A 26,310-nucleotide genomic window follows, 5' to 3' on the forward strand; every position below is an offset into this window, starting at 1 on the left:
GACGCCCCGGGGCCCCGGGCCGCCGGGACATTCCGGACAGGTGCCACGGACACCACCCCGCTGGCGCTCAGACCGCCGTCCGCTGCGTCACCTCCTCCAGCCAGGCGCCGAGTCCGGGCGAACGCAGCAGGTCGGAGTGGCCTCCCGGGAAGACCCTGCGGGTGCAGCCACCGCTGGTGGCGTCCGCCCACCCCGCGACACCGGCGGGCGTGACCAGCGGGTCCGACGCGCCGTGTGCCACGGCCACCGGGCAGTGCAGCTCCCGGTACGGCGACGCGGTGAACTCCCGCAGCAGCAGGAGGTCCGCCCGTGCCGTCTCCACCACGATCTCCCGCCACCCGTCGGAGCCGTCGGCCGGCAGCAGGCCGGGGTCGATACCCTCCAGGTAGGCGGCGGTCTCCGGCAGACCGCGGACGGCCGCCTCGGCCACCGTGACCAGCTGGGGGGCGTCGGCGCCGATGACCACCAGCCCGGCCACCGCCGTCCCCTCCTCCACGAGGCGCGCGGCGGTGGCGTACGCCAGGTACGCGCCGTAGCTGTGGCCGACGAGCAGGGGTGCGGTCACCGCCCTGCGCCGTACCTGGGCGGCGCAGGCGGTCACCACCTCGTCGAAGGAGCCGGCCGGCGTGCCGAAGTCCCGGCCGAACCGGCCCGGGTAGCGCACCAGCCAGGCCGGCTGCGCCACCGTGGCGAGCAGCTCCTTGAACTCGCCGCCGAACGACCCCGCGCCCGGGAAGACGGCCACCCCGCCGGGTCCGGCCGTCACAGTCCCAGCCCCAGTTCGTCCATCACCACGGCGATGCTGATGGCGCTGAGCCGGAAGTCCCACTTGTCGGCGCCCCGGGAGCGCGGGTCGGTGTCCAGGCAGCCGGCGGGGAAGAGGCCGGCGGCCCCGACGAGGTCGCGCCAGCGGTCCCAGGTGCGCCGGTCGGTGACCTCGCGCAGGTCGTACGCGGTGAACCCGTGCTTGCCCCGGCGCAGCACGGACTCGGGAACGATGCCCTCGTACGCCGTCTTGAGGCACGCCTTGCCCTCGAAGTCGACCATCTTCCGCGCGTCGCCGGTGCGCTGCGCGAGGGCGACGACCCCGTTGCCGAGGAAGGGGTAGCGGCCCTCGACCGAGCTGCCCATGAGCATCAGGTCGCCGTGGTCGCCGAGGAGGTGGCCGGACAGCTGGACGTACACGTCGGCCACCGAGCGCAGCTGCATCCTCGACAGCGACGCGACCTCCTCGTCGGAGAACGGGATCAGCCGGGTCCGCCAGAACTCCTGGCCGGCCAGCTCCTGGCGTACCTCCGGCGTCAGATAGTCCGTCCGCCGCCCCGCCAGCTTGCGCCAGTCGACCTCCCAGCCGAAGTCGGCCCGTCCCCAGGCCTGTTCGTTCTCCGCGCGGGCGCCGCGCCCTGCCCGGGCGACGCCGTCGAAGGCGTACGAGTCGTACCCGAAGAACAGCTCGTCGGCGCCCTCGCCCGAGACGACGCCCTTGATCCCGGTGGCCCGTACGGTGTCCGCCAGCATCATGGCGGCCACGTTGTACGTCTCCCGCTGCGGATAGCAGCAGTGCCGGATCATCTGCTCGAACTTCGTGGCGATGTCGGACCGGCTGCACAGCACCTGCTCGTGCTTGCTGCCGACGGCCGCCGCCACCTCGCGCTGGAAGCGGCCCTCGTCGAGCGCCGGGTCGTCGAAGACCGCGGAGAAGGTGCGCAGGGGCGAGGAGAGGAGGCCGGACACCTCCGCGACGATGGCCGTGGAGTCGAAACCGCCGCTGAGGTAGGCGCCGATCTCCACGTCGGCGTGCAGCCGGTCGCGGACCGCCTGCCGCAGGGTGTCCCGGATCTCCTCCCCCGACACCGTGTCGTCGGCGGCCGAGAAGTCGCCGTAACGCCAGTACCGCTCCGTCCGGGGCTCCAGGCCCGACCCGAACCGTACGGCGCACCCCGGCGGCACCGCCGCGACGCCCCGTACCAGGGTGCGCGGCGCGACGATGTTCCCCAGGGAGAAGTACTGGTCCACCGCCCCGAGGTCCACCTTCCACGCCTCGGTGACCGACTGCACCAGCGGCTTGAGCTCCGAGCAGAAGTGCAGCTGGGAGCCGGCCACGGTGTAGTGCAGGGGGCAGACCCCGAACCGGTCCCTGGCCAGGAACAGGCTGTTGTCCGTGCGGTCGAGGACGACGGTGGCGAACTGGCCGTCGATCCGGCTCAGGCCCTGGATCCCGTACCGCGCGACGAGTTCGGGGATGACGGCCACGTCGACGCGGTTGGCGCCGCCCGCCGTACCGAGCTCCTCGTGCAGCTCACGGGCGTTGTAGACCTCGCCGTTGGTCATGGCGACGTAGCGTCCGGCGCGGTCCTCGGCCGGCTGCCAGCCGTCCGTGAGCCCGTTCATGCCGAGCCGGCCGAGCTTGGCGGACAGTACGTCGGTGTTGAGCGAATAGGTCTCGTCGGGTCCGCGGTGGACGAGCCGGTCGTGCATCGCGGCGGCGACGCCGCGGTCGAGCCGGCCGTCCGGTGCGTAGGTCCCGCACACTCCACACATCGGTCACACGCTCCGATCGCGCAGTTCGTCGGTGAGGGTACGCAGACTGTCCGCACGCAGGATGTCGCGGACGCCGGCGTCCATCCAGCCGAGTTCCTTCAGCTTGTTGACCAGGATCACCGCGGAGGCCGAATCGCCGCCGACCTCGAAGAAGTTGTCGTCGAGGGCCACGTCGTCCACGCCGGTCAGCTGCCGTACCAGGGCCAGGACCTGCTCGTCGGGGCCCGCGGCGGCGGCCGTCGCGGCGGACGTGGCGGCGCGGCTCGCCCGCAGGGCGTCCCGGTCGACCTTCCCGTTCCGCGTGTAGGGCACCGTGTCGATCTGCTTGATCACCGACGGCACCTTGTAGGCGTCGAGGGTCTTCTCCAGATGCGCGCGCACCTCTCGCGAGGAGGCGGCGCCCTGGTAGTAGCAGACCAGCGCGTCGGCGCCGCCCTCCGTGCTCTCGTGCGCCTCGGCGGTCACCACCGCCTCGACGACGGACGGCACGCGGCAGGCCGCGATCTCGACCTCACCGGGGTCGATGCGGTAGCCCCGCACCTTCAGCTGCCGGTCGAGGCGCTCGACGAAGTGGACCTGTCCGTCGCGGAGCTCGACGATGTCCCCGGTGCGGTAGACGCGGTTCCCGTCACCGTCCGCGAAGCGCCGCAGCCCCTCGGCGGTCAGGTAGCCGATCGCGACGCTCTCGCCGGTGATGACGAGCTCACCACGGGCCCCGGCCGGGACGGTGGTCCCGGCACCGTCCTCGGCGGGCAGCGGGACGACCTCGTACCCGCAGTCGCCCACCACATCGCCCAGCGGCACCGAATCGGCGCAGTCGGCGGGGTCCAGGACACCGGTGAGGAAGTTGCAGACGGTGGTCTCGGTGGTCCCGTACGCGTTGTGGAACGCCGTCCTGGACGACCACTTCTGCACCACGGCCTGCCGGCACGCGCCGCCGCCGTTGATCACGTGCCGCAGGCGCATGGCGTCGGTCGGCTCCGTGGCGGTCAGCGCGAACGGCGTCGTCTTCAGGTGCGTGATGCCGTACTGCTCCAGGGTGCCCTGGAGAACCGGGCCCGGGCCGAGCCGTGCCTCGTCGAGCACCACCAGGCACCCGCCCCCGGTCAGGGTCCACAGGATCTCGGTGATGCAGCCGTCGAAGGTCAGGCGGGCGAACTGCAGGGTGCGGGTACGGGTGTCGACCTCCAGCACCCGCACGTGGTCACGGATCATCGGGGCCAGCGGACCGACGCGGACCAGCACGCACTTCGGCTCGCCCGTGGAGCCGGAGGTGTGGATGGCGTAGCCGATCCGGTCCCGGCCGCCGGTGATCTCCCCGGCGGCCGCGAGACGGTTCGGTACGTCCGCCGCACGCCACTCGTCGCGTGCCACCTCCAGCTGGGGCGCGTCGGTGCCGGCGGGCGTGGTGGCGACCATGCGGACGCCGAGCGAGGAGACCTTGGTCCGGTTCGACGCGACGCTGTCCCGCGGGTCGAGGAAGACGAAGGGGCGGCCGGCCTTCAGGGCGCCGGCCATGGCGATGATCGAGCCGGCGGTCCGTACGGCCTCGATGCCGATGAACTCGTCCGGTGCGGTGAGCACGTCGAGCTGTGCGGTGAACTTGTCGATCCGTTCACCGAACTCCCGGTAGCTGATCACCCCGTTCGCGGATTCCAGGGCCGGGCGCTCGGGGTGGTCCCGGACGACGTTCCCGATGGCCTCGGTGACTGATGTCTGCTGCTGCGCGGTCATGTGTTCCCTGCCTCGCCCGTCACGTCGCTGTTCACTTCACGGTGTGGGCGAGCACGCCCACACCCTCGACCACCGAGGTGATGGCGTCCCCCGGGCTGATCACGGCGGCACCCGGGGTGCCCGTGCAGATGACGGTGCCCGGTGCGAAGGTCCGGCCCGCCGTGAAGTACTCGACGAGGTAGCCGAGGTCGTACTTCATGGCGGAGACCTGCGCGGAGGCGACGACCTCGCCGTTGCGCACGGTCGACACGCGCAGCGCGGCGAGTTGTTCGTCGTCGAACTCGTCGAGCGTGACCAGCTGCGGGCCCACGCTGCAGAACGTGTCGAAGCCCTTGGCCCACGGGATGTAGCGGGGGTTCTCGCGGATGACATCCTCCGCGGTCATGTCGAGGACGGCCGTGACGCCCGCGACGACGTCCCGCCAGTCCTCGCGCCGGACGTTCTTGCACTCCTTGCCGATGACGAGGCCCAGCTCCGCCTCCGCCGTGACCCGTTTGCTCTGGGACGGCAGCTCGATCGTTCCGCCGTTGCCGATGAGGCAGTTGCCGGGACGCAGGTACGAGCCGGGGCCGGAGGCGGGCTGCTGGGTCTCCAGGTCGCCCGCGTGTCCGCGGTAGTTCAGTCCGGCCCCCCAGATGTCACCGCCGTCGGCGACGGTCGCCGCCTCCGTGAGCCGGACCTCCGTACGCTCCCCGGCCGGCCGGGCGGCGAGCCGCTCGGCCAGCTCCCGCCTGCGGGCCCCGTCGAGCAGATCGGTGACGCGCCGGACGTCCTCGAATCCCTCGATGCCGCTCAGCGGTACCCATCCGTCGCTGTCGGCCGCGAATATCCGGTGGCCGCCGTCCTGCTCGAACCGTGCCAGTCGCACCGTTCTCCTCCAAGTGTCGTGTCGAATGCGGTGAATTCCGTACGGGAGCGCTCAGCTCGCCAGCAGCTGTGCCGCGGCGCGGATGTCGTCCTTGCCCACGCTCTGCGCCGCGATGTCCGAGGCCGTCTGCATCAGCCGGGCCGGGTCGACGCCGATTCCGGCGGACAGTTCCTCGATGAGCGGGAAATAGCCGGAGTGGATTCCGATCACACCGCCGAGCACATGCATGTTCCGGTCCTCGGGAATGACCTGCATGCTGCTGCGGCAGAACTCGGCGAGCCGGGCGAGCTCCTGGTAGTCGAACCGGTCCCCCTCGCTCCGGCTGAGGATTCCGGCCAGCGACTCGGTCTCCGCGTTGCCGGAGCCACGGCCGATTCCGTTGAGGCAGCCGTCCACGATCGTGGCGCCCGCCTCGATGGCGGCGATGCTGTTCACGTTCGCCAGGCCGAGGTTGTCATGACCGTGGAATCCGATGGCGGGGAAATGGTCCCGGACGGCGGTCACGTAACGGCGTACGTCGTCGGGCAGCATCGATCCGTAGGAATCGACCACGTAGAGGCCCGCGATGTCCGGCGTCACTCCGTCGAGCAGCGGCAGCAGTTCCTCGACCGGCGTGGCGCTCGTCTTCATCAGGTTCAGGTACACCTGTCCGCAGATCTCGGTGGCGCGCCTGATGTAGTCGAGCTGCTCCTGGACGCGCTCGGCCTCCATGCCGATCCGGACGAACGACATGCCCTGTCCGACCAGGTCCTCCAGGGTCGACAGCCGGCTGAACTCGGGCTGTGCGAACATGCCCCAGCTGGACTTCGTCAGCTCCGAGCGGGCGATCTCGCACCACCGTGACAGGTCGATGTTGCATGCCGTGATACCGGCGCGTTCCGCCTCGAAGCCGATGCCGTGGCCTATCTCGATCTTCTGGATCGGGGTGTCGTCCAGGCGGCTGAGGAGTTCGGTCACGAACTTCTCGTCGAGCTGGAAGTCGACGGCGTAGGAACCGTCGCGCAGCGTGGCGTCGAGAATTTCGGCCTGCGGCGATCGGGGCAGCGAAGAGTGTGCGGCAGACATATCCGTCCTATGAAGCTCAGCGGGTCAGGGAGAGTTCATCCGACATGCGCGGGAACTGCATGGCGCTGCTCAACGGGAAACGGTCCAGGAATTCCTGAATGAACCGGAGTTGTCGGTAGCCGTTGCGGCGGTCAGAAACAAAGCATGCGGCCACTCGCACGGTCAACAGTCCCCGCGCCGCACGTCCGGTTCGCCCCTTCCGGCCGGCACCGGATCGGGGTCGCCGAGAGCCTGAATTCCCAGCTCAGGACCGTCCTCGCAGACACCGGAAACACACCTGACAGATTTCCGGAAAGCGGCCTCCGGGACGGCTCGGGACCTACTTTTGGGCATACCTGACGGATTTCCCGGAGGCCGCTTGGGCACGGGAAAGCCAGCTGTTTGAGTCGCTCGTCAGCAGATGTCTCTCACCGCACACGCCCCGGACCGAGGGGCCAGGAAGGATATCGATGCGTACGGCAATACTGAACGACCTGCGAAAAGCGCTCCCCGAGCGGGACGTACCGGCGGTCCAGGAGTGCGCCACCGAGCTCTACGACGCCCTGCCGGACAAGCAGGACCTCCGCAAGAACACGGTGATGGTCGCGTACGGCGGGGGCAAGGACAGCGCCTACGCCCTCGCCTTCGTACGCGCGGTCCACCTGGCGCTCGACGAGCGGCACGGCGAGACCTTCCGGATGCGCGTGGTGTCCATGCGCCACGGCGGTATGCCCTACCAGGTCATGCAGAACATCGACCGCAGCTACGCCGCGCTCGGGCTCTACGACGACCCGGACGTCGAGCTGTTCCTCATCGAGCGGGACAAGGTCGTGCCCTTCGACCGGGACCGCGCCATGCCGCACCAGCTCATCGCCTTCAACCGGGTCGACATGCTGATGGGCGGACACCGCTCGTACGGCGACGGCCGGGCCACCTTCTGCAACGCCTGCAACCTGAACGTCGCCGACTCCTTCGGCGTGGCCGCCCGGCACGACGGCGGCGTCGACCTGATCATCACCGGCGACTCCCCGCAGGAACAGCGGGACTACGCCCTGTGGATCCGCCGCCTGGCCCGCGGCGCCGGCCAGAAGCCCGCCGACGCCAGGAAGGGCTTCCAGGGCACCCTGGAGACCCTGGACGGCCTGGCGCAGGCGTACTTCCAGGACATCCACGGCACGCAGAACGTGGAGCGGGTCAAGGAACGCGGGGTGACCTCCGAGGTCCCCACCGCCCTGGAGTTCTTCTCGATCTACGACTACACCAGCTACGCCTCGGGCGCCCACTGGCGTCTCCTGACGGACTTCCTGAAGTTCGAGTTCGACGAGATCGCCTTCAACTTCACCGAGTCCGACTGCGCCAACCCCGCGCTCATGGCCCATCTGCGCGGCCTGCGTACCGAGTACGCGTACCGGCGCACGTACGCCGAAGGCATCGGCCAGTACGTCGAGTTCGCGATCGAGCTGATGCGCAAGAAGCACTTCCCCGACCACCTCGTCGAGGAGATGGAGCGCCGCTACCGCACCGGCGAGGGCGTCGAGGCGATGCGCGCGGCCGCGACCGAGTACGCCGAGGTCGGATTCGGCCTCAACACCGAGCAGTTGGTATGCATGGTGTACTCGCCCTTCGCGGGCCGCGCCGCCAACCTGCACGACTACCTCACCCACGAGCACCCCGAGCTGCTGCTGGACGAGGACCGGATCAGGGCCCTGCTCGCCGGCGGGCGGGACGAGGGCCTCGCCGCGCGCCTGGAGCGCATCAGCGGTCTGAGCGTCACCGACCTGCAGGCCCTCTACAACGGCCCGCTGTGGTCCCCCTCCGCGGAACTGGGCACCCAGGCCGGCGTCCTGCCGCTCGTCATGGACAGCGACCCGCACAAGAAGATCATCCGCGCGAAGCGCAACCCCGAGGGCGAGGAGGTCCTGGACCGCGTCGCCGGACGCTGAGCCGTGCTGTCGGCCCCCGCCCGCCCAGGGGGCCGGCAGGCACAAGTCCCGCCCGTGATCTCAAGTAGGTGCGTCGTCATGGAAGTTGAATCGTCACAAGCCCGTCCGGCGCGGCCCCCCGTCGTGCCGTATCTGAACCTGCTCGTCACCATGGTGATGTTCGGCAGCGCCTTCGCCAGTTCCAAGGTGGTCGTGGCGGAGATGCCGCACGAGGTCGCCGCCGCGCTCCGCTTCGGCGGCGGCGGACTGCTGCTGATCCTCCTGGCCGTACTGCTCCGCCGCCGCTCGCGGCCGATCGGCCGCGCCGCCGCCGTACGCGCCGGCCTGGCCGGGCTGCTCGGCGTGACCGGCTACAACCTCTTCTTCTTCTGGGGTCTCTCGCTCGCGCCCTCGCTCGACGGCAGCGTCATCGTCCCCGTCCTGAGCCCGGTCCTGACCACGGCCGCCCTGATCCTGCTGCGCCGGGAGACGGCGTCCTGGACGCGGGTCACCGGACTCGCGGTGGGCGCGGCGGGCGCCGTGCTCTTCTTCCTGGGCCTCGGCGGGCAGGCGGCCGGGGCGACGCGGCTGGCCGGCGACCTCGTCTTCGTGGCGGGAGCGGGCTGCTGGGCGGCCTACAGCATCGTCTCCAAGCAGTTCGTCGCCGGCATCGACCCGCTGCGCGCCACCGCGTGGGGCACGGGCGTCGGCGGCCTCGCCCTGATCGTGCTCGCGATACCGGGGGCGGCCTCCATGCCGTGGCAGGCGGTCCCCGGCACCGCGTGGGCCAACGTCGTCTTCCTCGCCGTCGGGCCGACCGCCGTCGCCTACCTCTTCTACTACCGCGGGCTGCGCAGCGTGAGCCCGTCGTCGGCGACCGTCATGATGTTCTCGGTCCCGGTGTTCGGCTCGTTCTTCTCGACCGTGTTCCTGGGCGAGTCGTTCAGCGGCATCCAGCTCGTCGGCACCCTGGTCATGCTGGGCGGGGCGCTGTTCGCGGTCGCCGGGCACACGCTGCTCCGCCGGCGTACCGTCCCGGAACGGACCTCCGGCAGCGCAGCGCGCGGCCGCACCGAGGCGGAGGTCGGCTGATGGATCTCGGACTCACCGGCCGTACCGCGCTGGTCTGTTCGTCGACGGGCGGGATCGGCGAGGCGATCGCCCGAGCGCTGGCCGCCGAGGGCGCCGACACGGTGGTCTGCGGCCGCCGGGGCGAACGCGCGGCGGAGATCGCCGCGGAGCTGCCGAGCGCCGTCGGCGTGGCGGCCGACCTGCTCGCCGAGGGCGGCCCGGCACGGCTGTACGACGCGACGGTCGAGGCGTTCGGCGCACCCGACGTCCTCGTACTGAACGGGCCGGGCCCCCGGCCCGCGCCGGCCTCGGCGCTCGGCGTCCCTGACGCCGAGGACGCGCTGAACGCCCTGCTCCACCAGCACATCCGGCTGGTCTCGCGGGCCCTGCCGGCCATGCGCGAGCGGGGCTGGGGCCGCATCCTGGCGGTCGGCTCCAGCGGGATCACCGCGCCGCTGCCGAACCTCGCGCTCTCCAACCTCGGCCGCGCGGCCCTGGCCGGCTACCTCAAGACGCTGGCCGCCGAGGTCGCGGCGGACGGCGTGACCGTCAACCTGCTGCTGCCCGGCCGGATCAGGACCGACCGCACCGCGGCGGTCGACGCCGCGAACGCCGAACGCTCGGGCCGTTCGGTCACCGAGGTGGAACGGGCATCGGCCGCGTCGATCCCGGCCCGGCGCTACGGCCGCCCCGACGAGTTCGCCGCGGCCGCCGCGTTCCTGTGCAGCGCCCCCGCCTCGTACATCACCGGGACCGCGCTGCGCTGCGACGGCGGTCTCGTGCGCGGGCTGTGACCGGGGACGGAGCGGTGGCGACGCGGCTCTTCCGGGTCCCGGGCGTGCTTGCCCTGCCACGCCCGCCGCGCGCGCTCGCCCTGCCCTGGGAGACCTGGCACGCCGACGCCCGGCACGAACACCGGCACGCCGCCCGCCACGCGCCGCTGCTCCTCGACGAGGAGGAGCGGCGGCGCGCCGCGGCCTTCCGCCTCGACCGGGACCGCGACACCTACCTCACCGCGCACGTCGCCCTCCGCCTCCTGCTCGCGCAATTGCTCGGCGGCCCTCCCGACGCGGTACCGCTGGCCCGGCTGCCCTGCGCCGGGTGCGGCGGGCCGCACGGCAAGCCGGTGCTCGCCGGCCGGCCGGCGGTGCACTTCTCGCTCTCCCACAGCGGCCCGCACGTGCTGATCGCGCTCGCGCCGCGCCCCGTGGGCGCCGACATCGAGGGGGTGCCGCCCCCGGAGCGGGTGCACGACGTCGCCCAGGTGCTGCACCCCGCCGAACGGGACCACCTCGCGGGCACGAGCGCCGAGGAACGGCCGGGCGCCTTCGCCCGCCTGTGGACCCGTAAGGAGGCCTACCTCAAGGCCACCGGCGCCGGGCTGCACCGCCCGCTGCACCTGGACGACCTCAGCGACGGCGCCCGTCACCCGGACGGCTGGCGGATCGTGGACCTGGCGGCGCCCGCCGGCCACCGCGCCGCTCTTGCCGTCGCACGTCCGCATGCCCCGTGATGGAGTGGCGTCATGACCTTCACGGGCGTGACCGGCGGTGGGCCGGAACGGGCCGCGCGGCGGGAGCGGGCCGTCGCGGCGGCGGTGGCGCGGGGGCTCGTCGGGCCCGACGAGCCGATCATCGGGCTGCTGGACGTGGCCGGCATCCGGGCGGGTGCCGCGGCGCTGCGGGCCGCGTTCGCCGCGGTCACCGACGCGCCGGTGCTGCACGCCTTCGCCGTCAAGGCGGCCCCGCTGGTCCCCGTGCTGCGGCTGCTGCACGAGGCGGGCATCGGCGCCGAGGTCGCGAGCCCGGGTGAGCTGGCGCTGGCCAGGGCGGCCGGGGTGCATCCCACGCACACGGTGCTGGACTCCCCCGCCAAGACCCCGGCCGAGCTGCGCGAGGCGCTCGCACTGGGTATCGCGGTCAACGCCGACAACCCGCAGGAGCTGGCCCGCATCGACGCGCTCGTCTCCTCGGCCACCACCCGGTCCCCGCTCGGCCTCCGGGTGAACGCGCAGGTCGGCGCGGGCAGCATCGAGGCGCTGTCCACGGCCACCGAGACCTCGAAGTTCGGTGTCGCGCTCCGTGACGAGGGCGCCCGGCGGTGGGTGGTCGACGCCTACCGCGCGCGGCCCTGGCTGACCCGGCTGCACACCCACTCCGGCTCCCAGGGCGTGCCGCTGGAGCTGATGGCGCAGGGGGTGCGGGCGGCGTACGAGCTGGCCGAGGAGATCAACGCCGCGGTGGGCCAGCAGCAGGTCGACACCGTGGACATCGGGGGCGGGCTCCCGGTGAACTTCGCCTCGGAGGCCGACGACCCCACGTACGAGGAGTACGCGCGGGTTCTGAAGGAGCGGGTGCCGGGGCTGCTGGACGGCCGGTACGGCCTGGTCACCGAGTTCGGCCGGTCGCTGCTGGCCAAGCACGGCACGGTGCTGGCGCGGGTGGAGTACGCCAAGACCTCCGGCGGCCGGCCGATCGCCGTCACCCATGCGGGGGTGCAGGTCGCCACGCGTACGGTCTACGCGCCCGAGGCCTGGCCGCTGCGGATCGCCGCGTTCGACGGCGACGGGCTCCCCAAGAGCGGCGCGGAGCTCGCGCAGGACGTGGCGGGCCCGGCCTGCTTCGCGGGCGACCTGCTGGCCGAGAACCGCACGCTGCCGCCGCTGGCGCAGGGCGACCACGTGGCGGTGCTGGACACCGGTGCGTACTATTTCGCCCACCACTACGGGTACAACAGCCTGGCCAGGCCCGCCGTGTACGGCTTCCGCGACGGACCGGACGGCACGGTCGCCTTCGCCACCGTACGGAAGGCCCAGTCCCTGGAGGACATCGTGCGGGAGGCCGGCGGCCCGGAGCGGGACGCGCTGTCGCAGCTCTGAACTTCCTCAAGGCGCGCATCCACGCGCCCGGGTGCGGGCAGTACCACCCCCACATCGACTCTCGGGGGAGGTCCTGATGACGGACACCACCATGCCGGGCTCCACCGCACCACCCGAAGAGACCGGTCTCAAGCGCGCCATCGGCCCGAAACTGCTGATCCTCTTCGTGATCGGCGACATCCTCGGCACCGGGATCTACGCCACCACCGGCAAGGTCGCGGGCAAGGTCGGCGGCGCGCTGTGGCTGCCGTTCGTGATCGGCTTCGTCGTGGCGATCCTGACGGCGGCCTCGTACGTCGAGCTGGTCGGCAAGTATCCCAAGGCGGCCGGCGCCGCGCTCTACACCCAGAAGGCGTTCAAGGTCCCCTTCCTGACCTTCATCGTGGCGTTCATGGTGATGTGCTCGGGGCTGTCCTCGGCGAGCGCGGCGGCCCGCGCGTTCGGCGGCGACTACCTCGCCGAGTTCACCGACGCGGTGCCGCCGACGGTCGTCGCGATCCTCTTCGTCCTGGCGCTCGCGGCGCTCAACCTGCGCGGCGTCTCGGAGTCCGTGAAGGCGAACGTCGTGCTGACGCTGGTCGAGGTGACCGGGCTGCTCATCATCCTGGCGATCGGCGCGTACGCCGTCCTCACCGGTGACGGGGAGCCGGCGCGGCTGACCGACTTCGAGGCGTCGGGGAGCGGCGGGTACGCGCTGCTGACCGGCGTGCTGGGCGCGACCGCGCTCGGGTTCTTCGCGTTCGTCGGCTTCGAGGACTCGGTGAACATGGCCGAGGAGACCCGGGACCCGGTCCGCACCTTCCCGCGCGCCATCTTCATCGGCGTGGGCGTGACCGGCACGGTCTACGTCCTGGTCGCACTCGTCTCGTCGCTCCTGGTGGACCACCGCACGCTGGAGAAGTCCAGCGGACCGCTGCTGGAGGTGGTCAAGGCCGGCGGGCTGGACTTCCCGCCGCAGCTCTTCGCGCTGATCGCGCTGTTCGCCGTCACCAACTCGGCGCTGATCAACATCATGATGGCCTCGCGGCTCTGCTACGGCATGGCCAACGAGCGCATCCTGCCCAAGGCCATGGGCCGCGTCCTGGCCCGGCGCCGCACCCCCGTCGCCGGCATCGTCTTCGTCTCGCTGCTGGCCGTCGGCCTGGTGACCACCGGCGAGATCGAGGGGCTGGGCGACACCACGGCGTTCCTGCTGCTGTGCGTCTTCGCGGTGGTCAACATCGCGGTACTGGTGCTGCGCAAGGACCGGGTGGCGCACCAGCACTTCCGTACGCCGACGGTGCTGCCGGTGCTCGGCGCGATCACCGCTCTGGTCCTCGCCAGTCCGCTGGCCGACCGGCCCCTCGACGTCTACGTACGGGCCGGCGTGCTGCTGCTGATCGGCGTGGCCCTGTGGGCGGTGAACAAGATCGTCATGAAGGCGCGGGGCGAGGACTGACACCGCCGCTCCGCCCCCGGCCAAGCGTTCGCATCAGTCCGCCCATCCGGTCATATGACAGCAGGCACTGGTCGTACCACGGCGCACTCTGTCCCCTGAGGGCAGTTACCGACGGATAGTGCCCATACTCCCCGCTTCGTCCGGCGCGCTGCGTAACCTCACGGCCTCAGCAGCACATTTGGGCGCCGCACACCGTAGCGGGGAGAGGAGTCCGCGTGCCCGGGATCGACAAGTGCCTGCTCCATGCCATGGAACTGCCGGGGGCCCGCGGGGCCGCCGTGGTGGACTGGACGAGCGGGCTCGCGCTCGGCACGGTCGGCGAGCCGTCCGGGAGCGACTTCGAGACCACCGCCGCCGAAACGGCCGAGCTGGCCCGCATGGCCGCCGAGCACTCGGCGTTCGCACCGGACCCCGCGGACCCCGCGGACAAGGAACCGCCCGTACAGGACCTGATCGTCAGCACCCGTACGGGCTTCCACGTCATGCGGTTCGTCGAGACCACCTTCGACAGCAGCGTCTTCCTCCACCTCTGGCTGGACCGCGACACGGGCAACCTGGCGCTGGCCCGGATCCGGCTGCAGAGCATCGCCGAACGGCTGGTGTTCTGATGCGGACGGCGATCTCCCCGATGCTCGTACGGCTGGCGGAGGAACGGGCCACCGGCGTGCTGATCCGCGAGCGCGGCACGCTCTACCTCGCCGACGGCCAGGTCGTGCACGCCGAGAGCCCGGCGGCGCCCGGCATCGACGACCTGCTCGTCGCCGCCGGGCGGCTGCCGCGGGCGGGCTGGGAGGAGGCGGTCGCCCGGGCCGGCGCCCGCCGCACGGTGGGGCGCTTCCTGGTCGACAGCGGCCGGCTCGCCGACGGCGAACTGGAGATCTGCCACCTGGGCGCGCTGTTCGACGCCGCCTTCTTCGCCCTGTCCCCGAGCAGCGGCCCGACCCGTTTCCGCTACGGCGTCTCGCACTGGATCGGCCCGGTCCGGCCGGTGCCCGCCGCGGTCGTGGCACGGGAGTCGTCGCGCCGCCGGGCGCTGCTGGCCGCCATCTGGCCGTACCCGGACATCGACAGCGCCCCCGTGGTGCCCCGCGCACCGACCGCCGACCGGCGGATCCCGGACCGGCAGCGCGGCGTCCTGAGCCTCGCCGACGGGGTCCGCACCCCCGAAGCCATCGCACGGGCGCTGGGCCGGCCGGCCTTCCACACCCTGATCGAGGTGCGGCGGCTGGCGGCGAGCGGCCTGGTGGAGACGCCCGCAGCGCCCACCCCGCCCCCCGCTCCCCCGTCCCCCGTCCCGCTCGCCGGGCACTACGCCGACCCGGACACCGCCCTGCTCCGCCGGCTCCGTGACGCTCTGGAGGAAAGCCTGTGACGCACGACACGAATCCTTGGGCCGCCCGTTCGCCCTCATGAGGCGCGCTCTGAGGCAGCGCGCCGAGAGGAGACAGCTGATGACGACGGAAGCCGACGCGCTCGGCGAACTGATCAGACTGCGCGCCCGCGTGCCGCAGCTGACCGGTGCCCTCGCGGCCAGCACCGACGGACTCGTCCTGGCCCACGACACCGCCGGCGCCGAAGCGGAGAGCGTCGCCGCGCTGACCGCAGCGGCGCTCGGCGTCGCCCTCCGGCTGGCCGAGGCGACCGGCCAGGGCGACTTCCGCGAGCTGCTGATACGCGGCGAGGAGGGCTACGTCGCGACCTACGCGGCGGGCTCGTCGGCCGTCCTGACGCTGCTCGCCGAACCGCGCATCAACGTCGGCCGGCTCCACCTGGAGGCCCGCCGGTCCAGCGCGCGCATCGGCGAAGTGGTCGACAGCGCTCTGGAACGTCTGGAGAACACCTGACCCATGACCGCCACCCCAGCACGAAAACCCACCCGACGGAAAGGAAGTGTGCCTCTCATGGCCAACACCGAAGCCGCACTCAAAGAAGCGATGACCTCGATCGAGGGCGTGCTCGGCGTCGCCCTCGTCGACTACTCCAGCGGCATGGCCCTGGGCACCATCGGAGGCAGCAAGGACCTCGACCTGTCGATCGCCTCCGCCGGCAACACCGACGTGGTCCGCGCCAAGGTACGCACCATGGAGCAGCTCGGCCTCAAGGACGAGATCGAGGACATCCTCATCACGCTCGGCACGCAGTACCACCTCATCCGGCTGCTCAAGGGCCGGTCCAACAACGGCCTGTTCCTCTACCTCGCGCTGGACAAGGACCGCTCGAACCTGGCGATGGCCCGGCACCAGCTGAAGCGGGTGGAGGCACAGCTGGAGGTGTGACCGCGCGGGGCGGCGGCCCGGGGCGGCCTACTCCACGAAGAGCCCCCGGGCCGCCGCCTTCGCGTCGAACGCCTCCAGGCTGGCCTGGGCGTCGGGCAGCGCGTCGCACATGGCTTCCAGCAGGACCCGGCCGAGGAGCATGGGGGCGCAGACCGTGTCGAAGGCCAGTCCCGTACCGACCGCGGCGGGCAGCATGAGGTCGGTGTGGCGGGCGACCGGCGCGAAGGCGCTGTCCGCGACGGTGACCACGGTCAGTCCCGCGGTACGGGCGTACTCCAGCGCGTCGACCACCTCGCGGGGGTGGCGGGGCAGCGCGAAGCAGAGCAGGACGGTGGCGCCGGCGCGCACCGCCCCGTCGATCCGGTCGGCGAGCATCGAGCCGCCCTCGTCCAGCAGCCGCACGTCGGGGTGGACCTTGCGCGCGAAGTAGGCGAACCCGGCGGCCTGGCCGACCGCGGCGCGCAGGCCGAGCACCGGCAGCACCGGGGAAGCGGCGAACAGCCGGGCGGCCTCCTCCACCGGCGCGGGGTCGGCGAGCGCCGCCGCCAGCTCCTGGAGGTTGTCGATCTCTTCCTGGACGGCCTGCTGGTACTCGTTGCGGGAGTCGGCCGCCGCCGCGCCGCGGTCCGGGGTGACGTCCCGCAGGTGGCGGCGGAGCGCCGGGTAGCCGTCGAAGCCGAGGGCGACCGCGAAGCGGGTCACCGAGGGCTGGCTGACGCCGGCCAGCTCGGCCAGCTCCACGCTGGAGAGGAAGGGCGCGTCGGCCGCCCGGCGCACCATGCAGTGCGCGATCCGGCGCTGGGTCGGCGTGAGCCGGTGCCCTTCGAAGAGCTTCTGCAGCCGCGCCGCCGCACCGGTGGCCGCCTCGGTGACGCCCTCGCCCCCGTTGTCCCCGCTCATCGTGTCCTCTCGGTCCGCTCCCCGGCGTGTGCCGCCCGACTCTACGTAATCGCCGGCCCGGCCGGCCGGGCCGGAGCCGTCACCAGCGTTTCACGCCAGCCTATTGCATTTTCATTCATCCACACCCGATGCTGCATGAATCCATTCAGCGAGAGAGGGACGGCCCATGGCAGGCGTGGTGGAACAACGCTCGATCGACGTCGTACCGGACTCCGAACGGCACGGCACCGCCTTCAGCCAGTTCACCCTCTGGCTGGGCGCCAACCTGCAGATCACCGCGGTGGTCACCGGCGCGCTCGCCGTCGTCTTCGGCGCGAACGCCTTCTGGTCGCTGCTCGGCCTGCTGCTCGGCAACCTGCTGGGCGGCGCGGTGATGGCCCTGCACTCGGCGCAGGGGCCGCGGCTCGGCCTGCCGCAGATGATCTCCTCGCGGGCCCAGTTCGGAGTGCGCGGCGCGGTCGTCCCGCTGGCCCTGGTCATCGTCATGTACATCGGCTTCTTCGCCAGCGGCACCGTGCTCGCCGGGCAGGCGGTCGGCCACCTCACCCACCTCGGCGACACCGCCGGCATCATCGCGTTCGGCGCGGTCACCGCCTTCGCCGCCGCGGTCGGCTACCGCCTCATCCACGCCCTCGGCCGGATCGCCGGCCTGGTGTGCGCGGTGGCCTTCGTCCACCTCGGCGTACGCCTGCTGGAGCGGGCCGACCTGGCAGCGCTGCTGCACGACCGCGCCTTCGACTTCCCGGTCTTCCTGCTGGCCGTCTCACTCTCCGCGTCCTGGCAGCTGGCCTTCGGCCCGTACGTCGCGGACTACTCGCGCTACCTCCCGCGGCACACCTCGGCCCGTGCGACCTTCTGGTGGACGCTGTCCGGCTCGGTGCTCGGCTCGCAGTGGTCGATGACGTTCGGCGCGCTGGCGGCGGCCGCGGCCCCGGCGGCCTTCGTCGGCCACGAGGTGAGCTACATCGTCGGGCTGGGCGGCGCGGGCCTGATGGCCTCGGTGCTGTACTTCGTCATCGCCCTGGGCAAGCTGACCATCAACGTCCTGAACACCTACGGCAGCTTCATGTCGATGGTGACCAGCATCAGCGGCTTCCGCGGGCAGCGCACGCTCTCGCCGCGCGGCCGCAGCCTGTACTTCGCCGGGATCATGGTGGTGGGCACCGCGGTGGCCCTGCTCGGCAAGGACTCCTTCCTGGCCTCCTTCAAGGACTTCCTGCTCTTCCTGCTGACCTTCTTCACGCCCTGGTCGGCGATCAACCTGGTCGACTACTACCTGATCTCCAAGGAGCGGTACGACATCCCGGCCCTGAGCGACCCGGCCGGCCGCTACGGCGCCTGGAACGTCAAGGCGCTGCTGGTCTACGGGATCGGCCTGGTGGCCCAGCTGCCGTTCCTGGTCACGCACTTCTACACCGGGCCGCTGGTCGCCCCGCTCGGCGGCGCCGACGTCTCCTGGCTGGTCGGCCTCGCCGTGCCCGCCGCGCTGTACTGGGCGGTCGCCCGCCATGACACCGCCCGCGTCCCGGCCGCGGATACGGGGGTTAGCCCTACTGCCCGGCCGGCCCCCCGCCCGTAGCCTTCGAACATGGCAACTGGTGACCCCGAGCTGCGGAAAGAGCTCGACGCGACGCTGCACACGCGCAGGGAGCTCGGCCCGGACTACGAGGCCGAGCTGCTGGACTCCTTCATGGAGAAGCTCGACCGGGCGGTGGACACGCGGGTCCGGCGCCAGGTGGCGGAACGGCAGATGCAGGTGGCGCGGGGCGCGCGCCCGCAGCACGCACAGGGCCTGCCGAGCGGCTTCAGCGAGCGCTTCGGGTTCGCCGCGACCTCGCTGGTGCTGGCCGTGCCGCTGTCCGCGATCGGCGCGGTCAACGCCGGGCTGGCCGGCCTGCTGGTGACCTGGGTCGGCATCGTCGGCGTGAACGTGGCCCAGGCGAGCCACGCCTTCGGCCGCTCCCGACGCGAGCGAGCGGCCCGCGACGACTGACCGAGGTTCGGTCGCGCGAGGGGGAGGTCTTGCGGGGACCGCCGCACCCCGGCTCGCGCCGGGGGCGGGACGACGGCGGTCCCCGCGGGGGACGCGGACCGGGTCAGGGCCGGTCGGACGCGTCCTGGCGATCGGGAGGTCCGGGAGCCGCTCCGGAGGTCCTGGTCGCCGTGAGGATTAATCTGCCGGACCCGTGTTAAGTCCGTGCTGCGTCCGCGTGACACATGCGTACACCTTGCGTCTTCCGGGCTTTTCCTTCCGGACACCTGACGCCCCGTCGGCCCCCACGGCCCCGCTGACCTGCGGCTCCCTCCCCCGTACGGGCGGCTGGCTCAGCGCGCCCCGCGGGCCAGGAAGGCCAGCAGGTCCTGCCGGCTGACGACCCCGGTCGGCTTGCCCTCCACGAGCACGATCGCGGCGTCGGCGCCTTCCAGCACGGCCATCAGGTCGGCGACCGGCTCGCCGGCGCCGACCTGCGGAAGCGGCGCGGACATGTGCTTCTCCAGCGGGTCGCCGAGCGAGGCCCGCTGCGCGAACAGCGCGTCCAGCAGCTCGCGTTCCACCACCGAGCCGATGACCTCGGCCGCCATCACGTCCGGGTGCCCGGCGCCCGGCTTCACGATCGGCATCTGCGAGACGCCGTACTCGCGCAGCACCTCGATGGCCTGACCGACGGTCTCCTCGGGGTGCATGTGTACCAGTTCGGGGATGCCGCCGTGCTTGTTGTGCATGACGTCGGCGACCCGCTCGGTGTCCCCGGTCTCCAGGAAGCCGTAGTCGTTCATCCAGTCGTCGTTGAAGATCTTCGAGAGGTAGCCGCGGCCGCTGTCCGGCAGCAGGACCACCACCACGTCGTCCGGGCCCAGGTTCTCGGCGACCTTCAGCGCGCCCACCACGGCCATCCCGCAGGAGCCGCCGACCAGCAGCCCCTCCTCCTTGGCGAGGCGCCGGGTCATCTGGAAGGCGTCCTTGTCCGACACCGCGACGATCTCGTCGGCGACGGTGGCGTCGTAGGCGCTGGGCCAGAAGTCCTCGCCGACGCCCTCGATCAGGTACGGGCGCCCGGAGCCGCCGCTGTAGACCGAGCCCTCCGGATCGGCCCCGATGACCTTGACCTTGCCGTCACTGACGTCCTTCAAGTAGCGCCCGGTCCCGCTGATGGTGCCGCCGGTGCCCACGCCCGCCACGAAATGCGTGATTCGGCCGTCGGTCTGCTCCCACACTTCGGGCCCCGTGGACTCGTAGTGCGAGCGCGGGTTGTCCGGATTGCTGTACTGGTCCGGCTTCCAGGCGCCGGGCGTCTCGCGTACCAGCCTGTCGGAGACGTTGTAGTACGAATCGGGGTGCTCGGGGTCGACGGCCGTGGGGCAGACCACGACCTCGGCACCGTAGGCCCGCAGCACATTGATCTTGTCCGTCGACACCTTGTCCGGGCAGACGAAGATGCACTTGTAACCCTTCTGCTGGGCCACGATCGCCAGCCCGACGCCGGTGTTCCCCGAGGTCGGCTCCACAATCGTGCCGCCCGGCCGCAAGGCACCCGAGCGCTCGGCGGCCTCGATCATCCGCACGGCGATCCGGTCCTTCACCGAGCCGCCCGGGTTGAAGTACTCGACCTTGGCCAGGACGGTGGCCCGTACGCCGTCGGTGACGTTCTTGAGCCTCACAAGCGGGGTGTTGCCCACGAGGTCAATCATCGATTCATAAACCTGCACGGTGGTCTCCGCGGTAGGGGGCGCGCTGTCCTGCGCCCGTCCGGCCAGCCTATTGCGCTCACCCCTGCAGGGCAGGTGCGTTGCGGCGAAGGCCCGGCGGGGCAAGACGTTCTTGACACGAGTTTCGCGAGTCCACGGGACGCGCGCCGGAACGCACTCCCCCGGCACGCCCCCGTGCACGCACTGCGGGGAGGTGCCCGGCCGATGCCGATGACCATGTCCAGGGCGAGAGTGGCACGCCGGATCGCGACGGCCGCCGCGGTCGGCAGCGGAGGGGTCGGGCTGCTCGGCGTCGCCGCCGTGGGCCTCCTCCTGACCGAGGTGCGGCTCGCCCGCCGTACGGTCGGCGGCTCCAGCGAGCTGCCGCCGCCCGCCGACGGCCGCTACGGCGCCGCCCTCTGGTACCGCACCGACCGGCCCGCGCTGCGGCTCGGCTTCCTCGGTGACTCCACGGCGGCCGGGCAGGGCGTCACCCGGCCCCGCCAGACGCCCGGGGCGCTGCTGGCCTCCGGGCTGGCCGCGGTCGCCGAGCGCCCGGTCGACCTGCGCAACGTCGCGCTGCCCGGTGCCCAGTCCGACGACCTGGAGCGGCAGGTGACGCTGCTGCTGGCGGACGGCCCGGCGCCGGACGTCTGCGTGATCATGATCGGCGCGAACGACGTCACGCACCGCATGCCGCCGGCCCGCTCCGTCCGCATGCTCTCGGAGGCGGTGCAGCGGCTGCGCGCCGCGGGCAGCGAGGTGGTGGTGGGCACCTGCCCCGATCTCGGCACGATCGAGCCGGTGTACCAGCCGCTGCGCTGGGTGGCCCGGCGGCTGAGCAGGCAGCTGGCCGCCGCCCAGACCATCGGCGTGGTGGAGAACGGCGGGCGGACGGTGTCGCTGGGCGACCTGCTCGGTCCGGAGTTCGAGGCGAACCCGCGGGAGCTGTTCAGCGCGGACAACTACCACCCCTCGGCCGAGGGGTACGCCACCGCTTCGATGGCCGTGCTGCCCACGCTCTGTGCGGCGCTCGGCCTGTGGCCGGAGGAGGAGAGCCCGGAGCCGGAGCGGCGCGAGGGCTTCCTGCCGGTCGCCGAGGCGGCCGCGCAGGCGGCGAACGAGGGCGGTACGGAGGTCACCGGCAGCCGGGCCCCGTGGGCGCTGCTCAAGCACCGCAGGCGGCACCGGATCGCGGCACAGGACGCGGAGGCCGCGGCGGCCGGGGCGGAGGGGGAGGCGACCGCTTAGCACGGCTCCGGGCGCAGACCGGGCCCACCGGGCTGCGCCGCACCCCTTGCGCGCGGCACGGCGGATGGGTAAGCATCCGCTCAGTACGGAGGTAAGCAGCCGCTTAGAAAAGAGGTCCGCATCACAGCGCAAGAACCGTGACCTTCGCTGTACGCGCAGGTAGCTTCCCTCTGTGTCCTGATTCTTCTCCCGTCCCGTCTGGAGCCGCGTGATGCCCGAAGCCGTGATCGTCTCTGCTGCCCGCTCCCCGATCGGCCGCGCCTTCAAGGGCTCCCTGAAGGACCTGCGCCCGGACGACCTGACCGCCGAGATCATCAAGGCCGCGCTGGCCAAGGTCCCCGAGCTGGACCCGAAGGACATCGACGACCTGATGCTCGGCTGCGGCCTGCCCGGCGGCGAGCAGGGCAACAACCTGGGCCGCATCGTGGCCGTGCAGATGGGCATGGACCACCTGCCCGGCTGCACGGTCACCCGGTACTGCTCCTCGTCCCTGCAGACCTCCCGGATGGCGCTGCACGCCATCAAGGCGGGCGAGGGCGACGTCTTCATCTCGGCCGGCGTGGAGACCGTCTCCCGCTTCGCCAAGGGCAACTCCGACAGCCTGCCGGACACCCACAACCCGCTCTTCGCCGAGGCCGAGGCGCGCACCGCCGCGGTCGCCGAGCAGGAGGGCACCACCTGGCACGACCCGCGCGAGGACGGCCTGGTCCCCGACCCGTACATCGCGATGGGCCAGACCGCGGAGAACCTCGCCCGGGCCAAGGGCATCACCCGCCAGGACATGGACGAGTTCGGCGTACGGTCCCAGAACCTCGCCGAGCAGGCCATCAAGAACGGCTTCTGGGAGCGGGAGATCACCCCGGTCACCCTGCCCGACGGCACGGTCGTCTCGAAGGACGACGGCCCGCGCGCGGGCGTCACGATGGAGGGCGTGCAGGGCCTCAAGCCCGTCTTCCGCCCCGACGGCCTGGTCACCGCCGGCAACTGCTGCCCGCTCAACGACGGCGCGGCGGCGCTGGTGATCATGTCCGACACCAAGGCGCGCGAGCTGGGCCTGACCCCGCTGGCCCGCATCGTGTCCACCGGCGTCTCGGGCCTCTCCCCCGAGATCATGGGCCTGGGCCCGGTCGAGGCCTCGAAGCAGGCGCTGCGGCGCGCGGGCCTGTCCATCGGCGACATCGACCTGGTCGAGATCAACGAGGCGTTCGCCGCGCAGGTCATCCCGTCCTACCGGGACCTGGGCATCGACCTCGACAAGCTGAACGTCAACGGCGGCGCGATCGCGGTCGGGCACCCCTTCGGCATGACCGGCGCCCGCATCACCGGCACGCTGATCAATTCCCTCCAGTGGCACGACAAGCAGTTCGGCCTGGAGACCATGTGCGTCGGCGGCGGCCAGGGCATGGCGATGGTCATCGAACGGCTGAGCTGACGGTCACCGCCGTCCCACCCGTGCCGTTGCGGACCGTACGTGTCAACTCCGGCACCCACAGCAACGTTTGGTGACACCCGTCACCTGGTGACGAGATCGTTGTGCTAACTCCCCCAGGATTGTGATGTACGCCCTGGGGGAGTCGCGTTTTCCCAGGTCGAACGGGGGTCACTCGAACGTACGAGGCCCTGGGTCACCAGCATTTGGGGACATAGTGCACTGCAAACGGTCGCCGACCCACGGCAGGCTGAGGTAGGAAGTCGGGGGGACATTCTGCTACCGGGAGTACGCCAGTGACCGCCATCACCACCCTCCTGCTGCCGGCCGCGGCCATCGCCGTGGCACTGGGAGCGGCCTCCCTGCACACCGCTCGCACCCTGCGCCGCGAGGTCGCCGGGCTGCGGGCCGAACTCCGCGCCGCCCGTGAGGACGGCGCCGCGGCCCTCGCCGCCATTCCCGCCGCCCGCCCGGCACCCGCCTCCGAGACCCCGCTGGAGGACATACGGGCCGCGGTGGCCGACGCGCTCGCCGAGGAGCGGGAGCGCGAGCTCGCCGAGGCGCGGGCCTTCTGGGCCGCCCAGGAGGCCCGGGACGCCGCCGACTCGCCCTCACTCATGACGGGCCCCGCGACGCCCGGCGAGGAGACCGCGCACGGCGACGGCTTCGACCGCTTCTACCTGCCGCGGCAGGCCGACTTCGCGGGCCTGGACCCCGACGTGCTGGGCTCCGAGCCGCTCTTCGGCATGGACGAGGTGGACCTGGAGCCGGTGGACGCCGCGACCGACGGGGCCGCCGAGGAGACCGAGTCCGCCGAGCTGGCCGCCGCGCGCCGGCGCCACCCCTCGCACCCGGACTTCTCGCCCTCCCCCGCCGTCGGCGACCACGAGCGCACCGTGGCGCGCCTGGAGGAGCTGGCCGAGGACCGTACGCCGCTGGCCGACGTCCGCCCCGGCCCGCTGGGCACCCTGGACGTCTACGTCTTCGCCGACGGCACGACCGTCTGCATGACGCCCGGCCACCGCGAGACGGCCGAGCGGGTCGCCGAGGCGCTCCGTGAGGGCCGTACGGCCGTACTGCTGGGCGGCTCGGGCGTCTCCGGCGCGTACGCGCTGACCTTCGCCTGGGGCGAGGGCCGCGACGACAGCGTCTACATCCTCGCCGACCGGGTCATCGCCTCCCTCTGAGGCGCCCCGCCGGCCGGTCCACGCCGACCGGACCCGCCGCCTCCACGGCGGCCCTTCCCTTTGGACCGGGCCCGGCACCCGCCCGGTCCCGGACCGCTCAGCAGCGCGCGGCGGTCCTCCGTACCTCTTCCACGGCCTGTGCCACGTCCTCGGCGCGGGCCGTTTCCGCGTCCCGCAACGCGTACGCCAAATCATGGCCGGCCACCGCCACTTGGTCACCGACCGCGAACAGCCCGGCGTCCGGCAGCTCGCGCGGCTCCGTGTCCGGTTCCTCCAGACGCTGCGCGCGCAGCACGAATTCCCTGGCGAGGGCGAGTCCTTCGGCCGCGGCGCCCCGCGCCAGGGCGCTCTGCGGGAGGGCCCGGAGGCGGTCGGCGAGGGCGTCCGCCGCGGTCTGCAAAGGCATCACGTCAAGCACGGCATGAGCCTATGCGGCACTCCCGGGTGGTTGCCAACGCCGGAACGCTCAGGCACGGTGTGCTGAAGGACCAGCATCGAACGCGTGCGGAGGCGCCGATGTCCCAAGTCTTCTCCGAAGAGACCCACCGGAACCTGCTCTCCCGTATTCCCCACTGCACCGGCCGCGAAGTCTCCGAATGGCTTCGCACGGTCGAGGAAGGCCCCGCACTCTTCCGCTTCGAGGAGAAGGTCAGCTGGCTCCGGGGCGCGCACAACCTCGCCTACGGACACGCCAAGGCGATCGTGCACGAGTACGACCTGCGGCGCGCGGCCCGGAAGTTGTTCTAGCGGACGTTCCCGTGCCCGGCCCGGTCCCGTGACCGGACCGCGCCGGAAACCCGAAGGGCCCGCGGGAGGCGTACCTCCCACGGGCCCTTCGCCGCGTCCGGGCACCGCACGGCGCCCGGACCCGGCAGGCGCTAATCGTCGCCGTTGAGGATGGCGACCAGGCGCAGCATCTCCAGGTAGATCCACACCAGGGTCATGGTGAGGCCGAAGGCCGCGAGCCAGGACTCCTCACGCGGCGCGCCGTAGGCGATGCCGTCCTCGACCTGCTTGAAGTCCAGGGCGAGGAAGAGCGCGCCGAGCAGCACGCCGACGATGCCGAAGACGACGCCCAGGCCGCCGCTGCGGAAGCCGAGGCCGTCACCGCCGCCGAACGCCATGAACAGCAGGTTGACGACCTGCAGCAGCAGGAAGCCCATGGCGGCGATGATCACGAAGCGGGTGAACCGCGCGTTGACCCGCACGAGGCGGGTCTTGTAGGCGACGAGCATCACGACGAAGACCGCCATGGTGCCCAGCACCGCCTGCATGGGCGCGCCGGGGGCCACCCACTGGTTGATCGCGTTGCTGATCGCGCCGAGGAAGAGGCCCTCGAAGGCGGCGTACGCCAGGATCAGGGGCGGCGACGCCTTGCGCTTGAACGACTGGACCAGGCCGAGCACCATCGCGATCAGCGCGGCGCCGATGGCCAGGCCCATGGACAGGTCCAGGACCCACGCCACGGTGGCGCCGGCGACGACGGTGCCGAGCGTGAGGGCCGTACGGACGACGACGTCGTCCATGGTCATCGGGCGGGTCTGCGGGACGTACGGCGGGGCCTGCGTCACATCCTGCTGGCCCTGGGCGTACGGGTTACCGCCCGCGTACGGATTCGCGTCCGCGTAGGGGGCCTGTCCGGCGTACGGGTTGTTCCCCGCGTAAGGGTTGGCGGCGCCCCCGGCCTGCGGCGGCGCATTGAAGCCGGCGTAGCCGTTTCGGCTGAACCCCCGTCGCGAGAAGACCGGGTTGCTGCTCCTCATCTCACTCCTCCATGGCCGCCCTGCGCGGCCTTGGCCTCAAGGGTAATGGCTTGGCAAAGCCACGTCCCTACTCCTCAGGCAGGATCTTTGGACGCGTACCCCAGGAAGTCCACCCATGCACGTTCCGTGAACGCGAGGGACGCCTCCGGCGCCTTGGAATCACGCACGTGCACCCCGCCGGGGGCGGCCGCGACCTCTACACAGTCGTTGCCGTTACTGCTGTCGCTGTAGCTGCTCTTTGTCCACGCGACTTCGACGCAGTCCTCGCCGTTGCTGCTACTGCTGTAGCTGCTCTTCATCCAGGTCAGCTCGTCGATCACA

Annotated in this window: 26 protein-coding genes; 16 read left to right on the top strand and 10 right to left on the bottom strand. The window is 71.9% G+C overall.

Going from position 1 to position 26,310, the window contains the following annotated elements; all coding sequences use genetic code 11:
* Positions 1-67 precede the first annotated feature (67 nt).
* From AAC944_RS15440 to AAC944_RS15460, 5 genes are read right to left on the bottom strand one after another with little or no spacing between them, the layout of a single operon-like run.
* The gene (locus AAC944_RS15440; protein ID WP_030617564.1) at positions 68-766 is read right to left on the bottom strand and encodes a thioesterase II family protein; all 699 of its coding nucleotides are present in this window, start codon (positions 764-766) and stop codon (positions 68-70) included.
* Positions 763-2,541 (bottom strand): asparagine synthase (glutamine-hydrolyzing), encoded by a 1,779-nt coding sequence (gene asnB / locus AAC944_RS15445; protein WP_030617561.1) that lies wholly within the window; start codon positions 2,539-2,541, stop codon positions 763-765. Before asnB ends, AAC944_RS15440 begins: the two co-directional genes overlap by 4 nt.
* 3 nt (positions 2,542-2,544) lie before the next feature.
* Positions 2,545-4,275 carry a non-ribosomal peptide synthetase gene (locus AAC944_RS15450; RefSeq protein ID WP_030617557.1) on the bottom strand — a complete coding sequence of 577 codons (1,731 nt, stop codon included), beginning with the start codon at positions 4,273-4,275 and terminating at the stop codon, positions 2,545-2,547.
* Positions 4,276-4,306: 31 nt separating this feature from the next.
* Positions 4,307-5,143: a fumarylacetoacetate hydrolase family protein gene (locus tag AAC944_RS15455; protein WP_030617553.1), complete on the bottom strand. Its 837-nt coding sequence runs from the start codon at positions 5,141-5,143 to the stop codon at positions 4,307-4,309.
* Between the two features lie 51 nt (positions 5,144-5,194).
* Entirely contained in the window at positions 5,195-6,208 is a 1,014-nt protein-coding gene (locus AAC944_RS15460; protein WP_030617550.1) for a hydroxymethylglutaryl-CoA lyase-like TIM-barrel protein, read from the bottom strand.
* A gap of 449 nt (positions 6,209-6,657) precedes the next feature.
* Here AAC944_RS15460 and AAC944_RS15465 point away from each other — a divergent pair, with 449 nt between their 5' ends.
* The 10 genes from AAC944_RS15465 (at position 6,658) to AAC944_RS15510 (ending at position 15,772) form a co-directional block, all read left to right on the top strand.
* On the top strand, positions 6,658-8,130 hold the full coding sequence (locus AAC944_RS15465; protein ID WP_051871924.1) for a hypothetical protein: 1,473 nt from the start codon (positions 6,658-6,660) through the stop codon (positions 8,128-8,130).
* Positions 8,131-8,208: 78 nt separating this feature from the next.
* The gene (locus tag AAC944_RS15470) at positions 8,209-9,201 is read left to right on the top strand and encodes a DMT family transporter (protein ID WP_051871923.1); all 993 of its coding nucleotides are present in this window, start codon (positions 8,209-8,211) and stop codon (positions 9,199-9,201) included.
* Complete coding sequence (locus AAC944_RS15475) at positions 9,201-9,974, top strand: SDR family oxidoreductase (protein WP_030617541.1); 774 nt, start codon at positions 9,201-9,203, stop codon at positions 9,972-9,974. The genes AAC944_RS15470 and AAC944_RS15475 overlap by 1 nt, the downstream gene beginning before the upstream one ends.
* Positions 9,975-9,988: 14 nt before the next feature.
* A complete protein-coding gene (locus AAC944_RS15480; protein ID WP_051871922.1) occupies positions 9,989-10,693 on the top strand; it encodes a 4'-phosphopantetheinyl transferase family protein in 705 nt (234 codons plus the stop codon).
* A 12-nt stretch (positions 10,694-10,705) separates the two neighbouring features.
* A complete protein-coding gene (locus AAC944_RS15485; RefSeq protein ID WP_030617537.1) occupies positions 10,706-12,058 on the top strand; it encodes a type III PLP-dependent enzyme domain-containing protein in 1,353 nt (450 codons plus the stop codon).
* Between the two features lie 76 nt (positions 12,059-12,134).
* Positions 12,135-13,496, top strand: a complete 1,362-nt coding sequence (locus AAC944_RS15490; protein ID WP_030617535.1) for an APC family permease — start codon at positions 12,135-12,137, stop codon at positions 13,494-13,496.
* 215 nt (positions 13,497-13,711) lie between these two features.
* Positions 13,712-14,104, top strand: coding sequence for a roadblock/LC7 domain-containing protein (locus tag AAC944_RS15495; protein ID WP_030617533.1), 393 nt, complete (start codon positions 13,712-13,714; stop codon positions 14,102-14,104).
* Positions 14,104-14,868 carry a hypothetical protein gene (locus tag AAC944_RS15500; RefSeq protein WP_030617531.1) on the top strand — a complete coding sequence of 255 codons (765 nt, stop codon included), beginning with the start codon at positions 14,104-14,106 and terminating at the stop codon, positions 14,866-14,868. The genes AAC944_RS15495 and AAC944_RS15500 overlap by 1 nt, the downstream gene beginning before the upstream one ends.
* A gap of 79 nt (positions 14,869-14,947) precedes the next feature.
* Entirely contained in the window at positions 14,948-15,340 is a 393-nt protein-coding gene (locus AAC944_RS15505) for a roadblock/LC7 domain-containing protein (protein ID WP_030617529.1), read from the top strand.
* 57 nt (positions 15,341-15,397) lie between these two features.
* Positions 15,398-15,772 carry a hypothetical protein gene (locus AAC944_RS15510; protein ID WP_030617527.1) on the top strand — a complete coding sequence of 125 codons (375 nt, stop codon included), beginning with the start codon at positions 15,398-15,400 and terminating at the stop codon, positions 15,770-15,772.
* 27 nt (positions 15,773-15,799) lie between these two features.
* Here the strand turns inward: AAC944_RS15510 and AAC944_RS15515 are convergent, their stop codons facing one another.
* Entirely contained in the window at positions 15,800-16,672 is an 873-nt protein-coding gene (locus AAC944_RS15515) for a MurR/RpiR family transcriptional regulator (protein ID WP_030617525.1), read from the bottom strand.
* Positions 16,673-16,838: 166 nt separating this feature from the next.
* Between AAC944_RS15515 and AAC944_RS15520 the strand changes: the two genes are divergently transcribed.
* On the top strand, positions 16,839-18,251 hold the full coding sequence (locus tag AAC944_RS15520) for a purine-cytosine permease family protein (protein ID WP_030617522.1): 1,413 nt from the start codon (positions 16,839-16,841) through the stop codon (positions 18,249-18,251).
* 9 nt (positions 18,252-18,260) lie between these two features.
* Positions 18,261-18,665 (top strand): hypothetical protein, encoded by a 405-nt coding sequence (locus AAC944_RS15525; RefSeq protein WP_030617518.1) that lies wholly within the window; start codon positions 18,261-18,263, stop codon positions 18,663-18,665.
* 332 nt (positions 18,666-18,997) lie between these two features.
* On the opposite strand, the gene AAC944_RS15530 is transcribed toward AAC944_RS15525, so the two are convergent.
* On the bottom strand, positions 18,998-20,380 hold the full coding sequence (locus AAC944_RS15530; RefSeq protein WP_030617515.1) for a cystathionine beta-synthase: 1,383 nt from the start codon (positions 20,378-20,380) through the stop codon (positions 18,998-19,000).
* Between the two features lie 204 nt (positions 20,381-20,584).
* Between AAC944_RS15530 and AAC944_RS15535 the strand changes: the two genes are divergently transcribed.
* The 3 genes from AAC944_RS15535 (at position 20,585) to AAC944_RS15545 (ending at position 24,226) form a co-directional block, all read left to right on the top strand.
* A complete protein-coding gene (locus AAC944_RS15535) occupies positions 20,585-21,610 on the top strand; it encodes an SGNH/GDSL hydrolase family protein (RefSeq protein ID WP_196943073.1) in 1,026 nt (341 codons plus the stop codon).
* A gap of 211 nt (positions 21,611-21,821) precedes the next feature.
* Positions 21,822-23,042 (top strand): acetyl-CoA C-acetyltransferase, encoded by a 1,221-nt coding sequence (locus tag AAC944_RS15540; protein WP_030617510.1) that lies wholly within the window; start codon positions 21,822-21,824, stop codon positions 23,040-23,042.
* Between the two features lie 293 nt (positions 23,043-23,335).
* Positions 23,336-24,226: a hypothetical protein gene (locus tag AAC944_RS15545; protein ID WP_030617506.1), complete on the top strand. Its 891-nt coding sequence runs from the start codon at positions 23,336-23,338 to the stop codon at positions 24,224-24,226.
* A gap of 97 nt (positions 24,227-24,323) precedes the next feature.
* Here AAC944_RS15545 and AAC944_RS15550 read toward each other — a convergent pair whose 3' ends face one another.
* Positions 24,324-24,644 carry a hypothetical protein gene (locus tag AAC944_RS15550; protein WP_030617503.1) on the bottom strand — a complete coding sequence of 107 codons (321 nt, stop codon included), beginning with the start codon at positions 24,642-24,644 and terminating at the stop codon, positions 24,324-24,326.
* A gap of 98 nt (positions 24,645-24,742) precedes the next feature.
* Here AAC944_RS15550 and AAC944_RS15555 point away from each other — a divergent pair, with 98 nt between their 5' ends.
* Entirely contained in the window at positions 24,743-24,973 is a 231-nt protein-coding gene (locus AAC944_RS15555; RefSeq protein WP_030617501.1) for a DUF4287 domain-containing protein, read from the top strand.
* A gap of 131 nt (positions 24,974-25,104) precedes the next feature.
* Here AAC944_RS15555 and AAC944_RS15560 read toward each other — a convergent pair whose 3' ends face one another.
* Together AAC944_RS15560 and AAC944_RS15565 are read right to left on the bottom strand one after the other, a co-directional pair.
* Positions 25,105-25,989: a Bax inhibitor-1/YccA family protein gene (locus AAC944_RS15560; RefSeq protein ID WP_030617498.1), complete on the bottom strand. Its 885-nt coding sequence runs from the start codon at positions 25,987-25,989 to the stop codon at positions 25,105-25,107.
* A 74-nt stretch (positions 25,990-26,063) separates the two neighbouring features.
* Positions 26,064-26,309 (bottom strand): DUF397 domain-containing protein, encoded by a 246-nt coding sequence (locus AAC944_RS15565; protein WP_030617497.1) that lies wholly within the window; start codon positions 26,307-26,309, stop codon positions 26,064-26,066.
* Between the last annotated feature and the right edge of the window lies 1 nt (position 26,310).

It is taken from the genome of Streptomyces sclerotialus, from assembly GCF_040907265.1.
Lineage (GTDB): Bacteria > Actinomycetota > Actinomycetes > Streptomycetales > Streptomycetaceae > Streptomyces > Streptomyces sclerotialus.

Bases quoted from the DNA above. Each gene is read 5' to 3' on its own strand.
- asnB (WP_030617561.1), bottom strand. From the start codon at position 2,541: ATGTGTGGAGTGTGCGGGACCTACGCACCGGACGGCCGGCTCGACCGC.
- AAC944_RS15450 (WP_030617557.1), bottom strand. From the start codon at position 4,275: ATGACCGCGCAGCAGCAGACATCAGTCACCGAGGCCATCGGGAACGTC.
- AAC944_RS15460 (WP_030617550.1), bottom strand. From the start codon at position 6,208: ATGTCTGCCGCACACTCTTCGCTGCCCCGATCGCCGCAGGCCGAAATT.
- AAC944_RS15465 (WP_051871924.1), top strand. From the start codon at position 6,658: ATGCGTACGGCAATACTGAACGACCTGCGAAAAGCGCTCCCCGAGCGG.
- AAC944_RS15470 (WP_051871923.1), top strand. From the start codon at position 8,209: ATGGAAGTTGAATCGTCACAAGCCCGTCCGGCGCGGCCCCCCGTCGTG.
- AAC944_RS15475 (WP_030617541.1), top strand. From the start codon at position 9,201: ATGGATCTCGGACTCACCGGCCGTACCGCGCTGGTCTGTTCGTCGACG.
- AAC944_RS15485 (WP_030617537.1), top strand. From the start codon at position 10,706: ATGACCTTCACGGGCGTGACCGGCGGTGGGCCGGAACGGGCCGCGCGG.
- AAC944_RS15490 (WP_030617535.1), top strand. From the start codon at position 12,135: ATGACGGACACCACCATGCCGGGCTCCACCGCACCACCCGAAGAGACC.
- AAC944_RS15500 (WP_030617531.1), top strand. From the start codon at position 14,104: ATGCGGACGGCGATCTCCCCGATGCTCGTACGGCTGGCGGAGGAACGG.
- AAC944_RS15505 (WP_030617529.1), top strand. From the start codon at position 14,948: ATGACGACGGAAGCCGACGCGCTCGGCGAACTGATCAGACTGCGCGCC.
- AAC944_RS15510 (WP_030617527.1), top strand. From the start codon at position 15,398: ATGGCCAACACCGAAGCCGCACTCAAAGAAGCGATGACCTCGATCGAG.
- AAC944_RS15515 (WP_030617525.1), bottom strand. From the start codon at position 16,672: ATGAGCGGGGACAACGGGGGCGAGGGCGTCACCGAGGCGGCCACCGGT.
- AAC944_RS15520 (WP_030617522.1), top strand. From the start codon at position 16,839: ATGGCAGGCGTGGTGGAACAACGCTCGATCGACGTCGTACCGGACTCC.
- AAC944_RS15525 (WP_030617518.1), top strand. From the start codon at position 18,261: ATGGCAACTGGTGACCCCGAGCTGCGGAAAGAGCTCGACGCGACGCTG.
- AAC944_RS15535 (WP_196943073.1), top strand. From the start codon at position 20,585: ATGCCGATGACCATGTCCAGGGCGAGAGTGGCACGCCGGATCGCGACG.
- AAC944_RS15540 (WP_030617510.1), top strand. From the start codon at position 21,822: ATGCCCGAAGCCGTGATCGTCTCTGCTGCCCGCTCCCCGATCGGCCGC.
- AAC944_RS15555 (WP_030617501.1), top strand. From the start codon at position 24,743: ATGTCCCAAGTCTTCTCCGAAGAGACCCACCGGAACCTGCTCTCCCGT.
- AAC944_RS15560 (WP_030617498.1), bottom strand. From the start codon at position 25,989: ATGAGGAGCAGCAACCCGGTCTTCTCGCGACGGGGGTTCAGCCGAAAC.